This window comes from Peiella sedimenti, from assembly GCF_030504955.1.
Taxonomy (GTDB): domain Bacteria; phylum Pseudomonadota; class Alphaproteobacteria; order Caulobacterales; family Caulobacteraceae; genus Brevundimonas; species Brevundimonas sedimenti.
The window spans coordinates 221,691-238,848 of record NZ_JAUKTR010000001.1 but is presented as its reverse complement, the minus strand read 5'-3'; the positions used below and the strand labels follow the sequence as shown (position 1 = coordinate 238,848).

The 17,158-nt window shown below is 66.9% G+C and carries 11 protein-coding genes; 6 read left to right on the top strand and 5 right to left on the bottom strand.

Going from position 1 to position 17,158, the window contains the following annotated elements:
- Positions 1-2 precede the first annotated feature (2 nt).
- Positions 3-1,433 (top strand): metalloprotease TldD, encoded by a 1,431-nt coding sequence (gene tldD, locus Q0812_RS01170; protein WP_302108461.1) that lies wholly within the window; start codon positions 3-5, stop codon positions 1,431-1,433.
- On the opposite strand, the gene Q0812_RS01165 is transcribed toward tldD, so the two are convergent.
- Complete coding sequence (locus tag Q0812_RS01165; RefSeq protein ID WP_302108460.1) at positions 1,430-2,377, bottom strand: TraB/GumN family protein; 948 nt, start codon at positions 2,375-2,377, stop codon at positions 1,430-1,432. The genes tldD and Q0812_RS01165 overlap by 4 nt on opposite strands.
- Before the next feature lie 164 nt (positions 2,378-2,541).
- Between Q0812_RS01165 and Q0812_RS01160 the strand changes: the two genes are divergently transcribed.
- The 3 genes from Q0812_RS01160 (at position 2,542) to Q0812_RS01150 (ending at position 8,829) form a co-directional block, all read left to right on the top strand.
- Positions 2,542-4,578 carry a TonB-dependent receptor plug domain-containing protein gene (locus Q0812_RS01160; protein ID WP_302108459.1) on the top strand — a complete coding sequence of 679 codons (2,037 nt, stop codon included), beginning with the start codon at positions 2,542-2,544 and terminating at the stop codon, positions 4,576-4,578.
- 72 nt (positions 4,579-4,650) lie between these two features.
- The gene (locus Q0812_RS01155) at positions 4,651-6,711 is read left to right on the top strand and encodes a TonB-dependent receptor plug domain-containing protein (RefSeq protein WP_302108458.1); all 2,061 of its coding nucleotides are present in this window, start codon (positions 4,651-4,653) and stop codon (positions 6,709-6,711) included.
- 69 nt (positions 6,712-6,780) lie between these two features.
- Positions 6,781-8,829 carry a TonB-dependent receptor plug domain-containing protein gene (locus tag Q0812_RS01150; RefSeq protein WP_302108457.1) on the top strand — a complete coding sequence of 683 codons (2,049 nt, stop codon included), beginning with the start codon at positions 6,781-6,783 and terminating at the stop codon, positions 8,827-8,829.
- 80 nt (positions 8,830-8,909) lie between these two features.
- Here Q0812_RS01150 and Q0812_RS01145 read toward each other — a convergent pair whose 3' ends face one another.
- The 4 genes from Q0812_RS01145 to Q0812_RS01130 form a co-directional block, all read right to left on the bottom strand.
- Positions 8,910-10,784, bottom strand: a complete 1,875-nt coding sequence (locus Q0812_RS01145) for a peptide MFS transporter (protein WP_302108456.1) — start codon at positions 10,782-10,784, stop codon at positions 8,910-8,912.
- Between the two features lie 145 nt (positions 10,785-10,929).
- Positions 10,930-12,648, bottom strand: coding sequence for a peptide MFS transporter (locus Q0812_RS01140; protein WP_302108455.1), 1,719 nt, complete (start codon positions 12,646-12,648; stop codon positions 10,930-10,932).
- A gap of 50 nt (positions 12,649-12,698) precedes the next feature.
- Entirely contained in the window at positions 12,699-13,778 is a 1,080-nt protein-coding gene (locus Q0812_RS01135; RefSeq protein ID WP_302108454.1) for an NAD(P)-dependent alcohol dehydrogenase, read from the bottom strand.
- Positions 13,779-13,896: 118 nt separating this feature from the next.
- A complete protein-coding gene (locus Q0812_RS01130) occupies positions 13,897-14,403 on the bottom strand; it encodes a hypothetical protein (protein ID WP_302108453.1) in 507 nt (168 codons plus the stop codon).
- A 182-nt stretch (positions 14,404-14,585) separates the two neighbouring features.
- On the opposite strand from Q0812_RS01130, the gene Q0812_RS01125 reads away from it, so the two are divergent.
- Positions 14,586-15,185, top strand: coding sequence for an RDD family protein (locus Q0812_RS01125; protein ID WP_302108452.1), 600 nt, complete (start codon positions 14,586-14,588; stop codon positions 15,183-15,185).
- 752 nt (positions 15,186-15,937) lie between these two features.
- Positions 15,938-17,140, top strand: a complete 1,203-nt coding sequence (locus tag Q0812_RS01120) for a hypothetical protein (RefSeq protein WP_302108451.1) — start codon at positions 15,938-15,940, stop codon at positions 17,138-17,140.
- Positions 17,141-17,158 lie beyond the last annotated feature (18 nt).

Below are 17,158 nucleotides of genomic sequence, written 5' to 3'. Positions count from 1 at the left end.
GGATGACCGCCTCCCCCGCCTCCCCCTCCCTCCTCGATCAGCACGGCGTCGAGCCCGAGCGCGCCCGGGCCGTGCTGGCCGAGGCCGTCCACGGCGCCGATGACGGCGAACTCTTCCTCGAGCGCACCCAGAGCGAGTCGGTCGTCTTCGACGACGGCCGACTGAAGTCCGCCGCCTACGACGGGTCCGAGGGGTTCGGATTGCGGGTGGTCGCCGGCGAGACCGCCGGCTACGCCCACGCCAACGAGATCAGCCTGGCGGCCCTGAACCGCGCCGCCGATGCGGCCGGCGCCGCCCGGCGCGGCCATGCCGGCGTCGCCGCTGAAGGGCCCAAGGGCACCAACGCCCGCCTCTATGCCGACGTGGACCCTCTGGCCGGGCCCGCCTTTTCGGACAAGATCGCCCTGTTGCAGGAAATCGACGCCTATCTGCGCGCCGCCGATCCGCGCGTAGTCCAGGTTTCAGCCTCCCTCGCGGCGGAGCGCCGTGAAATCGAGATCGTGCGCGCCGAGGGGCGGGCTGTGCGCGACGTGCGCCCGCTGGTTCGTGTCAACATCTCAGTCTCGGTGGAGAAGGACGGGCGTCGCGAGTCCGCCTATGTGGGCGCGGGGGGCCGGGCCGGCTTCGACGCCTGGATTTCCCCCGAGCGCTGGAAGGCCATGGCCGATGAGGCGCTGCGCCAGGCGCTCGTGAACCTGGACGCCGTCGCCTGTCCCGCCGGCGAGATGGACGTGGTGCTGGGGCCAGGCTGGCCTGGCGTGCTGCTGCATGAGGCGGTGGGCCACGGCCTGGAGGGCGATTTCAACCGCAAGGGCTCGTCCGCCTTCTCAGGCAAGATCGGGCAGCGGGTGGCGGCGCCGGGCGTCACGGTGGTCGATGACGGCTCCATCCCCGACCGCCGGGGCTCGCTGACCGTCGACGACGAGGGCACGCCGACAGAGCGCACGGTGCTGATCGAGGATGGCGTCCTCGTCGGCTACATGCACGATCGCCTGTCAGCCCGCATGATGGGCGCGAGCGCGGGCGGCAATGGACGGCGCCAGTCCTTCGCCCACATGCCCATGCCGCGCATGACCAACACCTTCATGGAAGGGGGCAAGGACAAGCTGGAGGACATGATCGCCTCGACGAAGCGCGGGCTTTTCGCCGTCAACTTCGGTGGGGGCCAAGTGGACATCACTAACGGCAAGTTCGTCTTCCAGTGCACCGAGGCCTATCTGATCGAGGACGGCAAGGTGACGGCTCCGGTGAAGGGCGCGACCCTGATCGGCGATGGTCCCTCGGCCCTGACCCGCGTCAGCATGATCGGCGACGACTTCGCCTTCGACCCGGGCGTTGGGGTCTGTGGCAAGGCCGGCCAGGGCGTGCCTGTCGGCGTCGGTCAGCCCAGCCTCAAGATCGGCGGCCTGACGGTGGGCGGGACGGCGGTCTAGCGCTGGTCGGCTCGCCAGAAAGGTCCGCGCGGATCCAGGCCGCGCTGCTCCAACATGTCCAGGATGCCGTCCGGCTCAGCCAGCACCGCCAGGGGCGCCACCGCCAGGGTCACACCCTCCGGAGCGGCCAGGGCCTCATCGACCGCGCGGCGCCAGTCGGCGCGGACCTGTTCCGCCGTTGAGGGATCGCCCCACGGCCAGCAGGCTTCCGTAGCCGCCTGGATCGGAGATTGCAGCACCTCCGGCACGCGCAGGCGGGTCCATTCTTCGGCGCGGCGGCGACTTTCCTGCGGACCCGCCTCGGCTGCGGCGATGGCGGCCTGGAGGCAGGCGCGATGCCCCTCGGGACCAGCCTCGAAGAAGCGGTCCACCATAGGCTTGCCACGATAGCTGGCGACCGGCTGCACCGGCGCGCGGTTCCGGCGCGCCGCGCGGCGCACCAGGCGCGAGGCGTCATCGCGCACCTGGCGATCATAACCCGCCTTGTCGTCGAGCAGCTCCATGGCGATGGCCCAGAGGTTTTGCCGATGCCAGGCTGATCCCTCCCCTTGCATCTGCTGCTCCAGCCTCGCCTGCCACTCCGGCGCGAGGTAGTCCGATGTCGTCCGCCCGTCAGGCAGCTGCGCATTGCGGGTAATGCGGCCCAACGCCTGCATGAACTCCAGCGGGTTGAGCGTCGCCCGCTGCATGAACAGCACGCGGTCCGCGCGAGAGGTCGCCTCGACAAGGGCCTCCGGCCGCCAGGCGGTGTCCTCGGGCGCGCCGTCGATCATGCCGACCAGGATCACGGTCGAGCCGTCCGGGCCTTCGACCTCCCAGATGGGGATGCCGGCCCGCCGAGCGACGACGATGACTTCCTCCACCTGCGTGACAGGCTCGGCCGCAGCGGGCGAAGTCTGTGTAAAGAGGGCCGTGGCCATGGCCGCGGCGATCAGAAGGCTCATGATCTGTTCCCGTCGCCGCCCCTCTTCACCAGAGGGGATGTAGGTATGGCGCACAAGATCGGTCGCCGTTTGTGACAGCGATTTAATCCAGCTTTCGGCCTTGTAACTGGAGGTGCGCGGCGCCCTCCCCCAACGTCATCGCAACGACAGAGGGAACCGTCGAAATGTTGCTGCGTACCGCCGCCTGCCTGCTCGCCAGCGCCACTCTTGTTCACGCGCAGGAGGCGCCCCAGGCGCCCGCCGCCCCGGCGGCGGCGGAAACCGGCGGCGACCAACAGGGCGTCCTGACCTTCGAGCCGGCCTATTTCGCCGACGCCCAGCCCTCGACGGCCATGGACATGATCAACCGGCTGCCGGGCTTCTCCTTCACCGGTGGCGACAGCGCGCGCGGCTTCGCCGGAACGGCCGGCAACGTGCTGATCGACGGGCGCCGCCCCGCGTCCAAGTCCGACAATCTCAACGACATCGTGTCGCGGATTCCTGCGTCGCAGGTGGTCCGCATCGAGATCATCCGGGGCGGCGCGCCCGGGATCGACATGCAGGGCCACGCGGTCGTGGCCAACATCGTCCGCTCCCGCGCGGACAGCGTCCAACAGGCCTTCCAGGTCGGGGTGAGCTTCATGACCGGCGACGGCCGGATCATGCCGGGGGCACGCTACGAGGCGACACGAACCCGGGGAGAGACCATCAGCGAGTTCATGCTGCAGCGTTTCGTCAACATGGATGACAGCACCGGCGACACGACCCGCGTCGTGCGCGACGGGTCCGGCGCCGTCATCCTGGACCAGCTCGGGTACACCGAGGGCGACGGCTTCGGCTACGGCCTGCGCGCCAGCCACCGCATGCCCCTGGGACCGGGAACGTTTCGCGTCGGTCTCACGGGACAGACCAGCAACTTCAAGGAAGACGAGATCTTCGCGCCCGGCAATTTCCGCGGGCGGAGCGGCGGCCCCAGCGGTGAGCTGAGCCTGAACTACACCCTGCCCCTGGCCACCGGCTGGGAGGGCGAGGGCATCTTCATCCAGCGCCTGTCCGAGGGCACCTATCGCTCGGTCTATACCGAGCCCGGCGTGGACCAGGAGTTTCTCTCGGAAACCAACTCCGGCGAGACCATCGGCCGTGGAATCCTACGCTGGCGCCGGTCGGACACGCTGAGCTTCGAGGGCGGCGGCGAGGCCGCCTTCAACTTCCTCGAGGGGCACATCGAGCTTTACGACAACGGCGCGCCGGTGCCGCTGCCGTCGGCGGACGTGCGCGTGGAGGAGCGCCGGGGCGAGCTCTTCGGTCAGATGACGTGGAGGCCCATCGACCGCTGGACGATCGAGGCCGGTTCGCGCTTCGAGACTTCGACCATCAGCCAGAGCGGCGACAGCGCCTCGGAGCGCTCCTTCTTCTATCCCAAGCCTCGGGTGTCGGTGTCCTGGTCGCCCAGCGAGACCTTCCAGCTGCGCGGCCGCATCGAGCGCGAAGTGGGACAGCTGGACTTCGGCGACTTCGTCAGCTCGGCCAGCCTCCAGTCGTCCGGCGTGGTCACGGCGGGCAACGCCGACCTGCGGCCCCAGCGCGCCTGGGTCTACGAGGCGGCCCTGGAACGGCGCTTCTGGGGCAACGGCGCCCTGGTGCTCACCTATCAGCATCAGGAGATCGAGGACGCCATCGACCGCGTGCCGATCATCGGGCCGGGCTACGCCTTCGACGCTCCCGGCAACATCGGCAACGGTACGAGCGATCAGATTCAGGCGACACTGACCCTGCCGCTGGAGCGGATGGGCATGCCGGGGGGCCAGCTGCGCGCCAACACGGTCTTCATCAACAGCGAGGTGACCGATCCCACCACCGGCGAGGTCCGCCGCCAGTCAGGTCAGCGCCCCGACACCATCGAGCTGACCCTGCGCCAGGACATCCCGTCGATGAACCTGAACTGGAACGTCCATTACTTCGGCGGCTGGGAAGAGGCCTACTACCGCTTCAACGACGTGCAGAACCTGGAGATTCGCAACTACTTCCAGGCGCAACTGGAGTACAAGCCAAGCCCCAGCGTCAGCATCCTGGCGCAGCTCCAGAACTTCGATCCTTTCCAGTTCCACCTGCGCCGCACGCGCTATGACGGCCCCCGCGACGTCTCACCCGTGCTGTTCAGCGAGCACATCACCAGACAGTCCCAGCCACGCGTGTATTTCCGGGTCCGCAAGACCTTCTGAGCAGTATCGACCAACGCCAACAGATCGGGGCCCGGCTAAGCTGGGCCCCATCTTCCACATGGAGAGAAACCCTTGCGCCGAGCCCGCCTAGCCCTTGCCGCCTCGGCCATCGCACTGCTCGCAACGGCGCCCTCGCTGGCCCAGGAAACGCAGGCCCTCGCCGCCGCCGCGCCGCCGCCTGACTCGCAGGGCCTGACCGTCTATCCGGCCGAGTTCTTCGCCTCCTCCAGCCCCGGCACAGCGATGGACATGGTCAACCGCGTGCCCGGCTTCTCCTTCGACGGGGGCGACAGCGGCGTACGGGGCTACAGCGGCGCGGCCGGCAATGTGCTGATCGACGGCCGGCGACCAGCATCGAAGTCGGAGAGTCTTGAGGAACAGGTTCGCCGCATTCCCGCCAGCCAGGTGGAGCGCATCGAGCTGATCCGCGGCGGCGCGCCCGGGATCGACATGCAGGGCCAGACGGTGCTGGTGAATGTCGTGCGCCGCGCCGACTCTCGCACCCAACTGCTGTTCGCGGTCGCCAGCGGCTTCCTGCAGGACGGCCGCACCACGCCCGCCATGCGGTTCGAGGGTTCGCACCGCTTCGACGTGGACCGCAGCGGCGACTTTTCGCTGTTGATCTATCGCGGCATGGACGACGGGGCGGGCGAAGGGTCCAGCGACCGCATCGCGCCTTCAGGGGCGGTGGTGCGCGATTCCTACGCCGACGAGACCGGCGGAGGGCTGGGCGCAACTCTGGCGCTGGGCTGGCGCCAGCCGCTGGCGGGCGGCGACCTGGCCATCAACAGCCGCGTCAATATCGACCAGTACGAGTTCGCCCTGGAGGAGGCGGTTTTCGCCCCGACCCCCGGGGCCTTCTTCGTCCACGATGACTTCGATACCGTGACCGCCGAGGCGGGCTTCAACTGGCAGCAGCCGCTTGGCCCGCGCACCCGCCTTGAACTGGTGGGCCTGCAACGCGGCCGGGATGTGAACTTCGTCACCCTGTTCGAGGATGGCACGGACGAAGCGCGCTTCACCGCCGACAACCGATCGGGCGAGACCATCGGCTCAGCCACCCTGCGGTTCACCCGCACGCCGACCTGGTCGCTCGAGGCCGGGGGCGAGGTGGCGTACAACTTCCTGGACAGCGCCCAGACCTATGCCGAGAACGGCGCGCCCGTCGCCCTGCCCGCCGCGGACACCCTGGTCGAGGAGCTGCGTTCGGAAGCCTCCTTCACCAGCACCTGGCGTCCCAACAGCCGCTGGACGCTGGAGACGGGGCTGCGCGTGGAGACGTCCACCATCAGCCAGAGCGGCGATATCTCGCTGGAGCGCAGCTTCGTCTACCCCAAGCCGCGCGCACAGCTGACCTGGACGCCCAACGAGCAGAACCAGCTGCGCCTGCGCGTCGAGCGAGACGTCGGCCAGCTGAACTTCGACGACTTCGTCGCCTCGGCCACGTTCTCCACCGGCGTCATCACGGCCGGCAATCAGAACCTGGAGCCCTTCAAGCGCACCATCTACCAGGCCGCCTGGGAGCGCCGCTTCTGGGGCGACGGCGCCCTGGTCGTGACGCTGACGCACCGGGCCGTGACCGACGCGGTGGATCGCGCACCCATCTTCACCACCGCGGGCGTCTTTGATGCGCCCGCCAACATAGGCGAAGGCCGCGACGACGACATCCAGGTCAACCTGACCCTGCCTACAACCAGGCTGGGAATTCCCAACGGCCTGTTGCGCGCCAGCGTCGAATGGAACGACACCGAAGTCACCGATCCGACCACCGGGCAGACACGCCCCATCTCCGGCGCGCCCGAGGTCGAAGCCGAACTGCATTTCACCCAGGACATCCAGTCCCTCCGGCTCCAGTGGGGGGTCGATATGTTCCTGGCCCAGGAGTGGTCGGTCTACCGGTTCGACACGGTGGAGCACTGGCGGCGCGGAACCTGGCTGCAGCCCTTCATCGAGTGGAAGCCGAGACCCGACATCAACTTCCGCGTGGAGTTCGCCAACCTGCTGGGCCGCGACTTTGGGCGCGACCGCGAGGTCTATGCAGGCCCGCGCAACGTCAGCCCCCTGCTGTACCGCGAGGCGAGGCACCTGAACTTCGATCCGTTCATCTATGCGCGCCTTCGGCGAAATTTCTGATCAAGACGGCACTTTTTTCTCACCCGCATCCGCCAAGGTGTCGGCGCGCAGGTCCTGGACCCCGAACACATGATGAAGCGTCTTTGGTTATGCAGCGCCGCCGTCGCCCTGGCCTCCCCCGCCTTGGCTCAGAACGCGCCGCCGGCTCCCTCTGCGGTAGCGGCCTCGGAAGCCGCGAGCGGCATTCTGGTGTTTGCGCCGGACTTCTTTGCTGACGCCAGACCCGACACGGTGCTGGACATGCTGTCCCGTCTGCCGGGGTTCAGCCTGAATTTCGGCGACAGCGGGACGCGCGGCTACGCCGGAGCGGGGGGCAATGTGCTGGTGGACGGTCAGCGTCCGGCCATCAAGTCCGAGAGCCTGGACCAGTACCTGCGTCGCATCTCGGCCGAGTCCGTCGAACGCATCGAGCTGATTCGCGGCGGCGCGCCCGGCATCGACATGCAGGGCCAGGCCGTGGTGGCCAATATCGTGCTGAGAAGCACGGTCACGACCCAGACCGTCATCGAGTTCAATCCGTACCTCTATCAGACCGGCTATGTGGGCCCCATGATCCGGGCCCAGTATTCCCGGCGTGAGGGCGAGGCCCAGGAGGAGTTGTCCTTCTCAGCCAGCTCGGACCTGCGCGTGGATCTGGTCGGCGAGGGATTCCGCCGACGCTATGACGCCTCGGGCGCCCTGATCCAGGACATCGACCTCGAGCTCGACGACCACATCCAGTACGCCAATCTGGCGGGCTCCATCCAGCGGCCGCTGGGCGAGAACCTGGTGCGGGTGAACGGCCTGCTGAACTACTTCGAGAACACTACGGGCCAGACCCTGACCCTGGTGTCCGGAACCGGTCAGGACGAGCGCAACGAACAGCACTTCAGGGGGCTGGACGGCGAGCTGGGCTTGCGCTGGACCCGGCCACTCGGTCCTCGCACGGACTTCGAGGCCACGGCCCTGCAAAGGCTGGCCCAGAACGAGTTCCAGGCGACGCTCGAGCGCGGCGCCTTCGATTCCCTTTTCACGTCCGACGAGACCTCTGGGGAAACGATCGGCCGAGCCCTGGCTCGCTTCCGTCCTGACGACCGGTGGGCTTTTGAGGGCGGCGGCGAGGCCGCGTACAACTTCCTGGACGGCTCGACCACCTATGCCGAGAACGGGACGCCCATCGCGCTGCCGTCGGCTTCTGTGCTGGTGGAGGAGCTGCGCGCCGAGGTTTTCGGTCAGGCGACGTGGCGCCCGCGCCCAAGCCTGACGGTGGAAGCGGGACTCCGGGTCGAGTTCTCGGAGATCAGCCAGTCGGGCGACACTGACCGGTCCAAGACCTTCACCTATCCCAAGCCGCGCCTGCTGGTGACCTGGTCACCCGCCGAGGGGCATCAGTTCCGCTTCCGTTACGAGCGCCGCGTGGGCCAGCTGGACTTCGGAGACTTCGTGGCCTCCTCCGAGGTTACGCTCGGCCAGGTCACGGCGGGCAATCCAGACCTCGTTCCCTTCCAGGCCGACACGCTCGAGGCGGTCTATGAGCGGCGTTTCTGGGAGGAAGGCGTCTTCGAGCTGCAGGCGTCGCACACCGAGTATCGGGACTATATCGGCGTCATTCCCCTGGTGGGCGGCTTCGACGCGGTGGGCAACATCGGCGACGGATCCCAGGACCTGTTTCAGGCCCGGTTGACCCTGCCGCTCGACCGGATCGGAGTGGAAAACGCCCGACTGCAGGTGCGCGGCACCTGGACGGAATCCGAGATCGTCGATCCCGTCACCGGCCGCACCGTGGACTTCCCCGGCAGCGACGGCTTCGGCTGCGGCGTCGCCTATAACCACGATCTTCAGGGCGGGCGCTGGAGCTACGGCTTTGACCACGGCTGCGACAACGATGCGGGCTACAACTACCGCACCCGCGAGCTGCGCTACGTCGACAACGAGCCTTTCCTGACCCTTTACGGCCAGTGGAAGCCGCGTGACGACCTGACGGTGCGGCTGGAGATCGGCAACGCCACGACCCACGTCCTGCACCGCGAGCGATGGGTCTATACGGGCGTCCGCGAGGCCAGCCCTCTATCCTTCCATGAGGTTCAGGAGAGCAGCTCCTACCCGTGGTTCTTCCTGCAGATCCGCAAGGTCCTCTGACGGTTTCCGGCCTCCTGAATTGAGAAGGGCGGCGCCTCGACCGAGACGCCGCCCCTTCGTTCGTCAGGGATAGGCGGCGTTTAGTGCACGCCGGCCATGCCCTTCTTCAGGATCGGCGAGATCACCAGCAGGATCACGCCTACACCCACGCCGGTCCAACCGATCGTGCCGAAGATGGAGCCATAGGTTTCCAGCGCCAGCGCGCGGTCGGTGACGACGCCCGCGACCGTATCGGTGGTCGTGGCCTTGGCGATCAAACCGGCGGCGATATGGGCCACCGAGCTGGACAGGAACCACACGCCCATCATCAGGCCCACCACCCGCTCAACAGACAGCTTGGTGATCATCGAGAGGCCCACCGGCGACAGGCACAGCTCGCCCACCGTGTGGAAGAAGTAGGTCAGGAACAGGAACAGCAGCGGCACGCGGAAGTCCGCGTTGGCCATGTTCTCCGAGGCCCACATCAGCACCAAGAAGCCCAGGCCCACGAACATCAGGCCGAAGGAGAACTTCACCGGCGTGGAGGGCTCCATGTTGCGCTTGGCCAGCCATATCCACAGAGCCGCCATGATCGGGCCGCCGATGACGATGATGCCCGGGTTGAACATCTGGGTCATGGCGGCATTGAACCACGACGGCATCTCGGTCGACTGGTCGGCGAACAGGGTCAGCGACGAGCCGGCCTGCTCGAACAGGGCCCAGAACAGCACCGAGAAGAAGATCAGCACCTCGGCCACCAGCATGCGGCTGCGCTCGGCGCCGCGCAGGCGCAGCAGGGTGTAGCCGACGACCAGCAGGAAGATCGCGCCCGCAGCCCAAGGCAGCACCGACTCGATCAGCTCATGCCGCTGGATCAGCAGCCAGGTCGGGAAGACGGCGACCAAGCCCGCAACCCAGAAGAAGGGAACCAGCGGAACGCCGAGCAGGCGACGTCCCTGAAGAGGGACGGGCGGTGCGCCGCGGCCCTCAAGCCAGCTCTGCCCCAGGATGAAGGTGAGCAGCCCCAGCAGCATGCCGATCCCGGCCAGGCCGAAGCCGTAGGCCCATCCGTATTCGATGCCGAGATAGGAACAGGCGGCCGTCGCCAGGAACGAGCCCAGGTTGATGCCGACATAGAAGATGGTGAAGCCGCTGTCCCGGCGAGGGTCGTTCTCCTCATAGAGGGAGCCCACGACGGTCGAGATGTTGGCCTTCAGGAAGCCGACGCCGACGATGATCAGCGACAGGGCCAGGAACAGGATGGGCTCGGCGCGCAGGTCGCGCTCGGTGCGCAGTTGGTACTCGCCGGCCGGAATACGGTCGGGGAAGCCCTGCGCCGCAGGGGCAGCGGCGGGGGCGGCGGCGGGCGCCGCTTCACCGCCATCGGAGGGAACCACGGTCGCTTCGGAGGCCACGGCCGCGTCCACGCCCGGGTCGGCGGCGCCCACGGCCTGCTGGCCGGTCAGGGCTTCGGCGGCGGCGACGGCGCCGGCGTCGGCGGCGTTGGCGGCGGAGGGCTCGGCGCCCACCGTGGTCACGCCTTCGGGCGAGATGGTGATCTCGACCCGCTCATCGCCGCGGACGGCGAAGATCTTGCGGTCCGTATCGCGGCCCTCGACCTCCAGGACGTACTCGGTCCCGCCGACAGTCAGATACTCACGCCCGCCCATGCCCTCGAAGGCCATGGTGAAGTGGCCGGCCACCAGCAGCACGGCGCCGATGATCACAGCCTTGCGCGAGCCCAGGTACTTGTCGGCGATCAGGCCGCCGATCACCGGCATCAGGTACACGAGCGCCGCATAGGCGGCGTAGATCCCTTGGGCCTCGGCCGGGCCGAACAGGAAGTGCTGCGTCAGGTACAGCACCAGAAGGGCGCGCATCCCGTAGTACGAGAAACGCTCCCACATCTCGGTGAAGAAGAGGATCACCAGACCTCTGGGGTGTCCCAGGAAGGTCTTTCGGGACGCCGGCGGCATCCCCCCTACATCGGTCGTGCTCAACGGCCGTACTCCCTATTGCAGCGCTTTATTTGGACGCAGTCGTCTGCGCTTGCGCCATATGCAGCACGGCGCGGTTAACCCCACAAGGGCGAAGGTTGTTCGGAAGGGGCGAGGGGAATCGCTACTTCACCCCCGCCATCATCCGCTTCAGCAGGGGCGAGCCGAGCAGCAGCACCAGACCCACGGCCACGGCGACCCATCCGAACAGGTTGTAGACCTCGCCGTAGGTGCGCAGGGCCAGCTCGGGGTTCTCGACCACGCCGCCGACGGTTTCGGTGGCCGTCATCTTGGCGACGACGCCGCCCAGGGCGTGGGCCAGCGAGCTGGACAGGAACCACACGCCCATCATCACCCCGATGACGCGGGGAGCGGACAGCTTGGTGATCATGGACAGGCCAATCGGGCTGATCATCAGCTCGGCGATGGTGTGCAGCACATAGGTCAGGCCCAGCCACAGGAAGGCGATCTTGAAGATGTCGTTGGCCTGGGTCGCGGTGGCCCAGGCCAGCATGACGAAGCTGCCGCCCATGATCATCAGGGCCAGCGAGAACTTCACCGGGGTCGAGGGTTCAGCCTTTCGGGCCGCCAGGGTCTGCCACAGGATGGCGAAGACCGGCCCCAGCAGCACGATCATCAGCGGATTGACCAGGTTCGACTGGGCCGCATTGATGAAGGACGGCATCACCACTGAGTTCTGGGCCATCAGGGTCAGGGACGAGCCGGCCTGTTCGAACAGCATCCAGAACAGCACCGAGAAGGCCGACAGGATGAGGGCCGCCAGCATGCGCGAGCGCGTCTCGCCCTTCAGCGCCGTCACCGACCAGATGAGCATGCCGATGAAGATGGCCGGGGCCAGCCAGGTCAGGCCGGTTTCGACCATCTCGTGGCGCTGCAGCAAGAGCCAGGTGGGGATCACCGCCACGATGCCCAGGATCGAGAACAGGGCCCCGTAGGGCACGCCGAACAGGCCCTTCTTGCCCTCCATCTCGGGCGGCGGGCCGGCGCGACCCTCAAGCCACGGCTGGCCCAGCTGGAACACGATCAGGCCGATCAGCATGCCGATGCCGGCCAGGCCGAAGCCGTACTTCCAGCCGTAGGTCAGGCCAATCCAGCCGCACAGGATCTTGGCCAGCAGCGAGCCCAGGTTGATGCCCACATAGAACCAGGTGAAGCCCGCGTCGCGCCGCTGGTCGCCCTTCTCGTAGAGGGCCCCCACCACGTTGGAGATGTTGGCCTTCAGGAAGCCCACCCCGACCACGATCAGGGCCATGGCCAGAAGCACGGTCGACTCGCCCATGGGGTCGCGCTGGACCCTCTGCTCGATGGCGTCGTGGGGCGTCACGGCCGGCAGGGACGAGGTCGCGGCGGCCGGATCGCGGATCAGCCCCTCGCGGGTGAACTCGATGGCCGTGCGCTCGGTCCCCAGGACCGCGAACTGCTGGCGGTGCTCGTCCCGGCCGACGGTCTGGACCTCGTACTCCTGGCCGCCGACGGTGATGAACTGGCGTCCGCCCGAGCCCTCGAAGGCCATGGCGAAGTGGCCGGCCACCAGGAACAGGGCCCCGATGGTGACGGCCTTGCGCGCGCCCAGCCACTTGTCCGCGATGGCCCCGCCGACGATCGGCAGCAGGTAAACGAGGGCCGCATAGGCCGCGTAGGTGCCCGCCGCCTCGGCCTGGTCCATCAGGAAGTGCTGGACCAGGAACAGCACCAGCAGCGCCCGCATGCCGTAGTAGGAGAAGCGCTCCCACATCTCGGCCAGGAACAGGACGACCAGCCCGCGCGGGTGGCCAAAGAAGGTCTTGCGCTGGCCGGCGGGCGGCAGGGCGGCGTCGGTCACGTCAGGCGTCTCCCCCAAATTTCAGGGGGCGGACTGGATCACGGGATTCTTTACTCGGCAAGCGCCTCCTTGGGCATGCGGCTCATGTCGATGACGAAGCGGTAGCGCACGTCGGACTTGAGCATGCGGGCATAGGCCTCGTTGATCTGGTCCGGCGCGATCCGCTCGATGTCGCAGGCGATGCCGTGCTCGGCGCAGAAGTCGAGCATCTCCTGGGTTTCGGCGACGCCGCCGATCAGGCTGCCGGCCACGGAACGGCGGCGCCACAGAAGGCCCAGCGGATAGACGGGCAGACCCTCGGTGTTCAGGCCCAGCATGACCATGGTCCCGTCCTTGGCCAGCAGCTGGACCTGGCCGGCGATCTCGTGCGGGGCCGAGACGGTGTTGATGATCAGGTCGAAGCTCTCGGCCGCCGCCTTCATGGCCGCCTGGTCCGAGTTGATCAGGAAGTGCGCCGCGCCCATGCGAAGCGCGTCGTCCCGCTTGCGGTCCGAGGTGGACAGCACCGTCACCTCGGCGCCCAGGGCCGCGGCCAGCTTGACCGCCATGTGGCCAAGGCCGCCCAGGCCGATCACCGCCACCTTGGAGCCCGGCCCCACCTTCCAGTGACGCAGGGGCGACCAGGTAGTGATGCCCGCGCACAGCAGGGGCGCGGCCGCGTCCAGCGGCAGGGCGTCGGGGATGCGCAGCACGAAGTCCTGGTCCACCACGATGGCGGTGGAATAGCCGCCCTGGGTCATGGCCTGGCCGGACCGGTCGGCGTGGCGGTCGGGCCAGCCATAGGTCTGGTCAAAGCCGGGCACGCAGTACTGCTCCTCGCCCGCGCGGCAGGGGGCGCACTGACGGCAGCTGTCGACCATGCAGCCGACGCCGACGCGGTCGCCCACCCGGAAGCGGGTGACGTTCGCGCCCACCGCGGCGACCAGTCCGGCGATCTCGTGCCCCGGAACGAGGGGATAGCGGGTCCCGCCCAGGTCGTTCTTCACCACGTGCAGGTCCGAGTGGCAGATGCCGCACCACTGGATGTCGATGGCCACGTCGTCGGGACCGGGGTCGCGGCGCTGGAAGGCCCAGGGGCCCAGCGGGTTCTCGGCGTCGAAGGCGGCGTAGGCGCGGGCGTCGATGGGCATGGGGGCGGCTCCTGGAAGGGAGCTCAAGGATAGCCCTTCAGGCGGCGCTGGCGAGGGGGGGAGCCGAGGTTGGTGGGGCCTCCTGTCTTCAAGATGGGGAGGACACGGGCGGCGGCGCCTAGTCCTGATCGGACGGGACGGACGGAAAAACACCGTCCGAAGCGTCCGATCCGTCCGATACGCGCAGCATGTGCCGCAGGGACTCCTCCTGGGCGATCCAGTGGTCCAGCTCGGCCTGACCCTCGTGCAGCATGCGGGTGACGCGGCTCCAGCGCAGGGCCGCCGCCGCATCGCCACGCAGCACGGCGCGCATCATGCGCCGGTCGGCGACGAGGGCCAGCTGGGCCAGCTCGACCCGGTCCAGGTCGCCCTCGATCTGGGCCTCGAGCAGCACGCCCTCGTCATCCGGGTCGAGGCGGCCCGGCGCGACCCAGGGCTGGTCGGCCCGGCGCCAGCCCTCACGCGCGGCGCGGTCGCGAAGGGCGGACAGGCCCACGCCATGCAGGCGGCAGCACTCGGGGGCCGACACGCCGGCCAGATAGTCGTCGCGCACCCGCTCCCACACCTCGGGCGGCGCGCGGTAGCGGCCGGGCTGGGACGAAGGGGGAGGATCGGGTTGGGACATGGACTGGGCGCTCCTGTGCGGAAGGGACAGGCGGCCAAGGGTAAGGGCGGCGCGCGGGGCGTGGGTAAGTGGGCGTGTCTGTCTCCTCCCCATCGCCAGATGGGGAGGAGAAGGTGGGCAGCCGAACCCACCGTTGATTGGGCGCAACCCACGCGATAGCGTCGCGAATGGAGGGGGATTTCATGACCAGCATCACCGCGCCCGAAGCGACGCACACCCACGCCTGGACCGCCACCGCGCCTCGGCCCTGGCGACGCTTCTTCGGACGCTGGGCCGACGGCGTGGTCCTCGGCTCGATCCTTTGGTTCTCGATCAGCATGGCGACGTATCTGGTTGATCCGCTCGCCGGCGACCGCCTCGTCGCCTTTCTGTATTCAGCGCCCGGCCGCCTTCTCGAGAGTCTGATGACCCTGGTCCTTGTGGCGCCTTTCAGTGCGCTGCTGATCTCATTGACCGGCGGGACGCCGGGGAAATGGATGTTCGGGGTGCGCATCGCGCGGCCGGACGGGCGGCGGATTTCCTATGGCGAGGCGCTGGGGCGCGAATTCCAGGTGATCGTGCGCGGCTATGGCCTGGCCATTCCGATCGTGGCCCTGGTCATGCTGTGGCGCTCCAAGGAGCGGCTGGAGAGCACCGGCAGAACCGTCTGGGACCCGAAGGCCAAGCGGACGGTCACCTATCGCAATGACGGCCCGTGGCAGACCGTGCTGCTGTGGGTGGGCGGGGTGACGGTAGTGCTGCTCGTCATCGCGTTGCAGGTGCTGGCGCGGATGCCGGTGTAGGGGGCGTCATCTCTCAGCCGCAGGACAGCCGGGCGGGCCGGGATCGCGTCAAGGACGCGAGCCTTGCAGGCCCGCGCCGCTGGCGCGGTGGCCCGGCGGGCCATCCTTGACCCGCCCCGACCGCCCGGCAAAGGGCTCGGCGTGAGATGAAAGGGGCGGGTGTGAGGCGCCTAACCGCGCCCGTCGTTTGATTGTGGTGTGCGTCTCCACTTTCCGGGGTGCGCACTCAGCACTCTTAGCGCGAATATTGCAGGTCAACGAATCGGATGTCCAATCGCTTGGACACAAAGCTCTTAGCAGGAGGGAGTTTGAGCTTGGCTGAAGGGGCGCTGCTGGAACCGCTGTTCGACCGACGCACTAACATCCGACCGGTCTCGAGGATTTCATTCGACGTTTCGGACCGCAATGCGTTCGAAAGCTGCATTGAGCTGTCGGTAGATTGGATGACTGAGCCTCCTAGGCGAGGCCAGCAACCGAGGTCAGGTATCGTCCTCCCTCCCGGAGCGAGAAGCGGAGAGCCCTTCGATGTGACAGATGTGCTTGGCGCCAACCCCGCCAAAGCGCTTCGCATTGATGGAGCAGATGGGGCGCTTTGGGTCTCTCGCCTAGACTTTCCAGACCCAGAATGCCCCCGAACCTGGGTGTCGGAGTTCTTCGTAGAGCGGAGGATAGGCCGGCCGGTAAGGTTCGGCGCACAGTTGACCTGCGTGCTTCGAGATCAATGCCCACCATTCGAGCCTACGAGGCCTCGCGTGGTTCGCAGTATTTTGGATAAACTATCGGCTGAGGCTGATGGCCGCTCTCTCTCGGACGTGATTGAGCCGAGTGTTAAGCACGACATCCCAGAAATCCTCGACTTATTATACAGGCCCGATAGACGGCTACCGGTCTTGGTGATTTCGCAAGGACCAGATGGTCGTTCCGGTCTTGCAGCGACGCGCCTTTCGAGGCGGATTGGCGGAGCCGCCCACGTCATTGACCTTACCGACGAGGCCTCTTGGGAACTGACGAGAGCGGTTGGCAAGCGGATGTCGGTCTTCAACGGCGCGGTCAGATTGTACAATCCCGGCCTGACCGAAGATAATGAGGATCCATTTGTTCACCCACTTTGGCTGGCACGCGAGCGCGGCTTGGAGGGTATTCAGCGGCAGATTTCGGATAGGGTGCTAACTGCCGCCTTTCTTGATCAGTCCGAGGACAACCAGTTTCACAGATACTCCAAGGTTCGTGATCTGGTTACGCGCGAAGTCATAAGTCGCGGCCTTGGTTCAGAAACTGATCAGATAAGGGCCGAACTTGAGCTCACCAAGGAAGAGGCCGAAGAGTATCTTGAAGAGCGGAATGTCTGGCAGAGCCTAGCTCAATCTGAACAGGACAAGAGAATTGAAGCCGAAAGGGAGGTTGAGAGACTAAAGTCAGAAGTAACCCGTCTCCGTACCAAAGCTGACGCCCTTCAGGTAGGCTACAGAGATCGCTCGGAAATCTCTGAAACCGTTGAGGATAGACCGCTTGTATCCTATGATGACCTAGAGGATTGGGCCGAAGAGGTGTTGGGAGACGCTGTGTACATACATCCCTCTGCCATCAAGGACTGCAGAAAGAATGGGCACGCGAACATGATGAAGCGCATTGAGGGCGCGCTTTTGATTATGCGCGACCACATGACCCCCGCCAGAAAAGGCAGGCAGGGGCAAAAGGAGGAAGCTCGCCGACTGCTAGGCGAGCTAGGTATGGAAGACAGCGCATGCTTCGTCGATCGAGAAGAAGCTAAGCGGCGCCCCGGTTATTCGGTTGTCTATGGTGGCGAAACTCGCGTGTTATACGACCATATAAAGTTTGGTACGGGTTACGATAATGCGAACCAAATCAGAATATACTATTTCTGGGACGACGAAGCGCAGCGACACGTTGTCGGCAAAATGCCATCGCATCTAAAAAACAACATGACCAACTAGCTTTAATCAGCGTTTGCC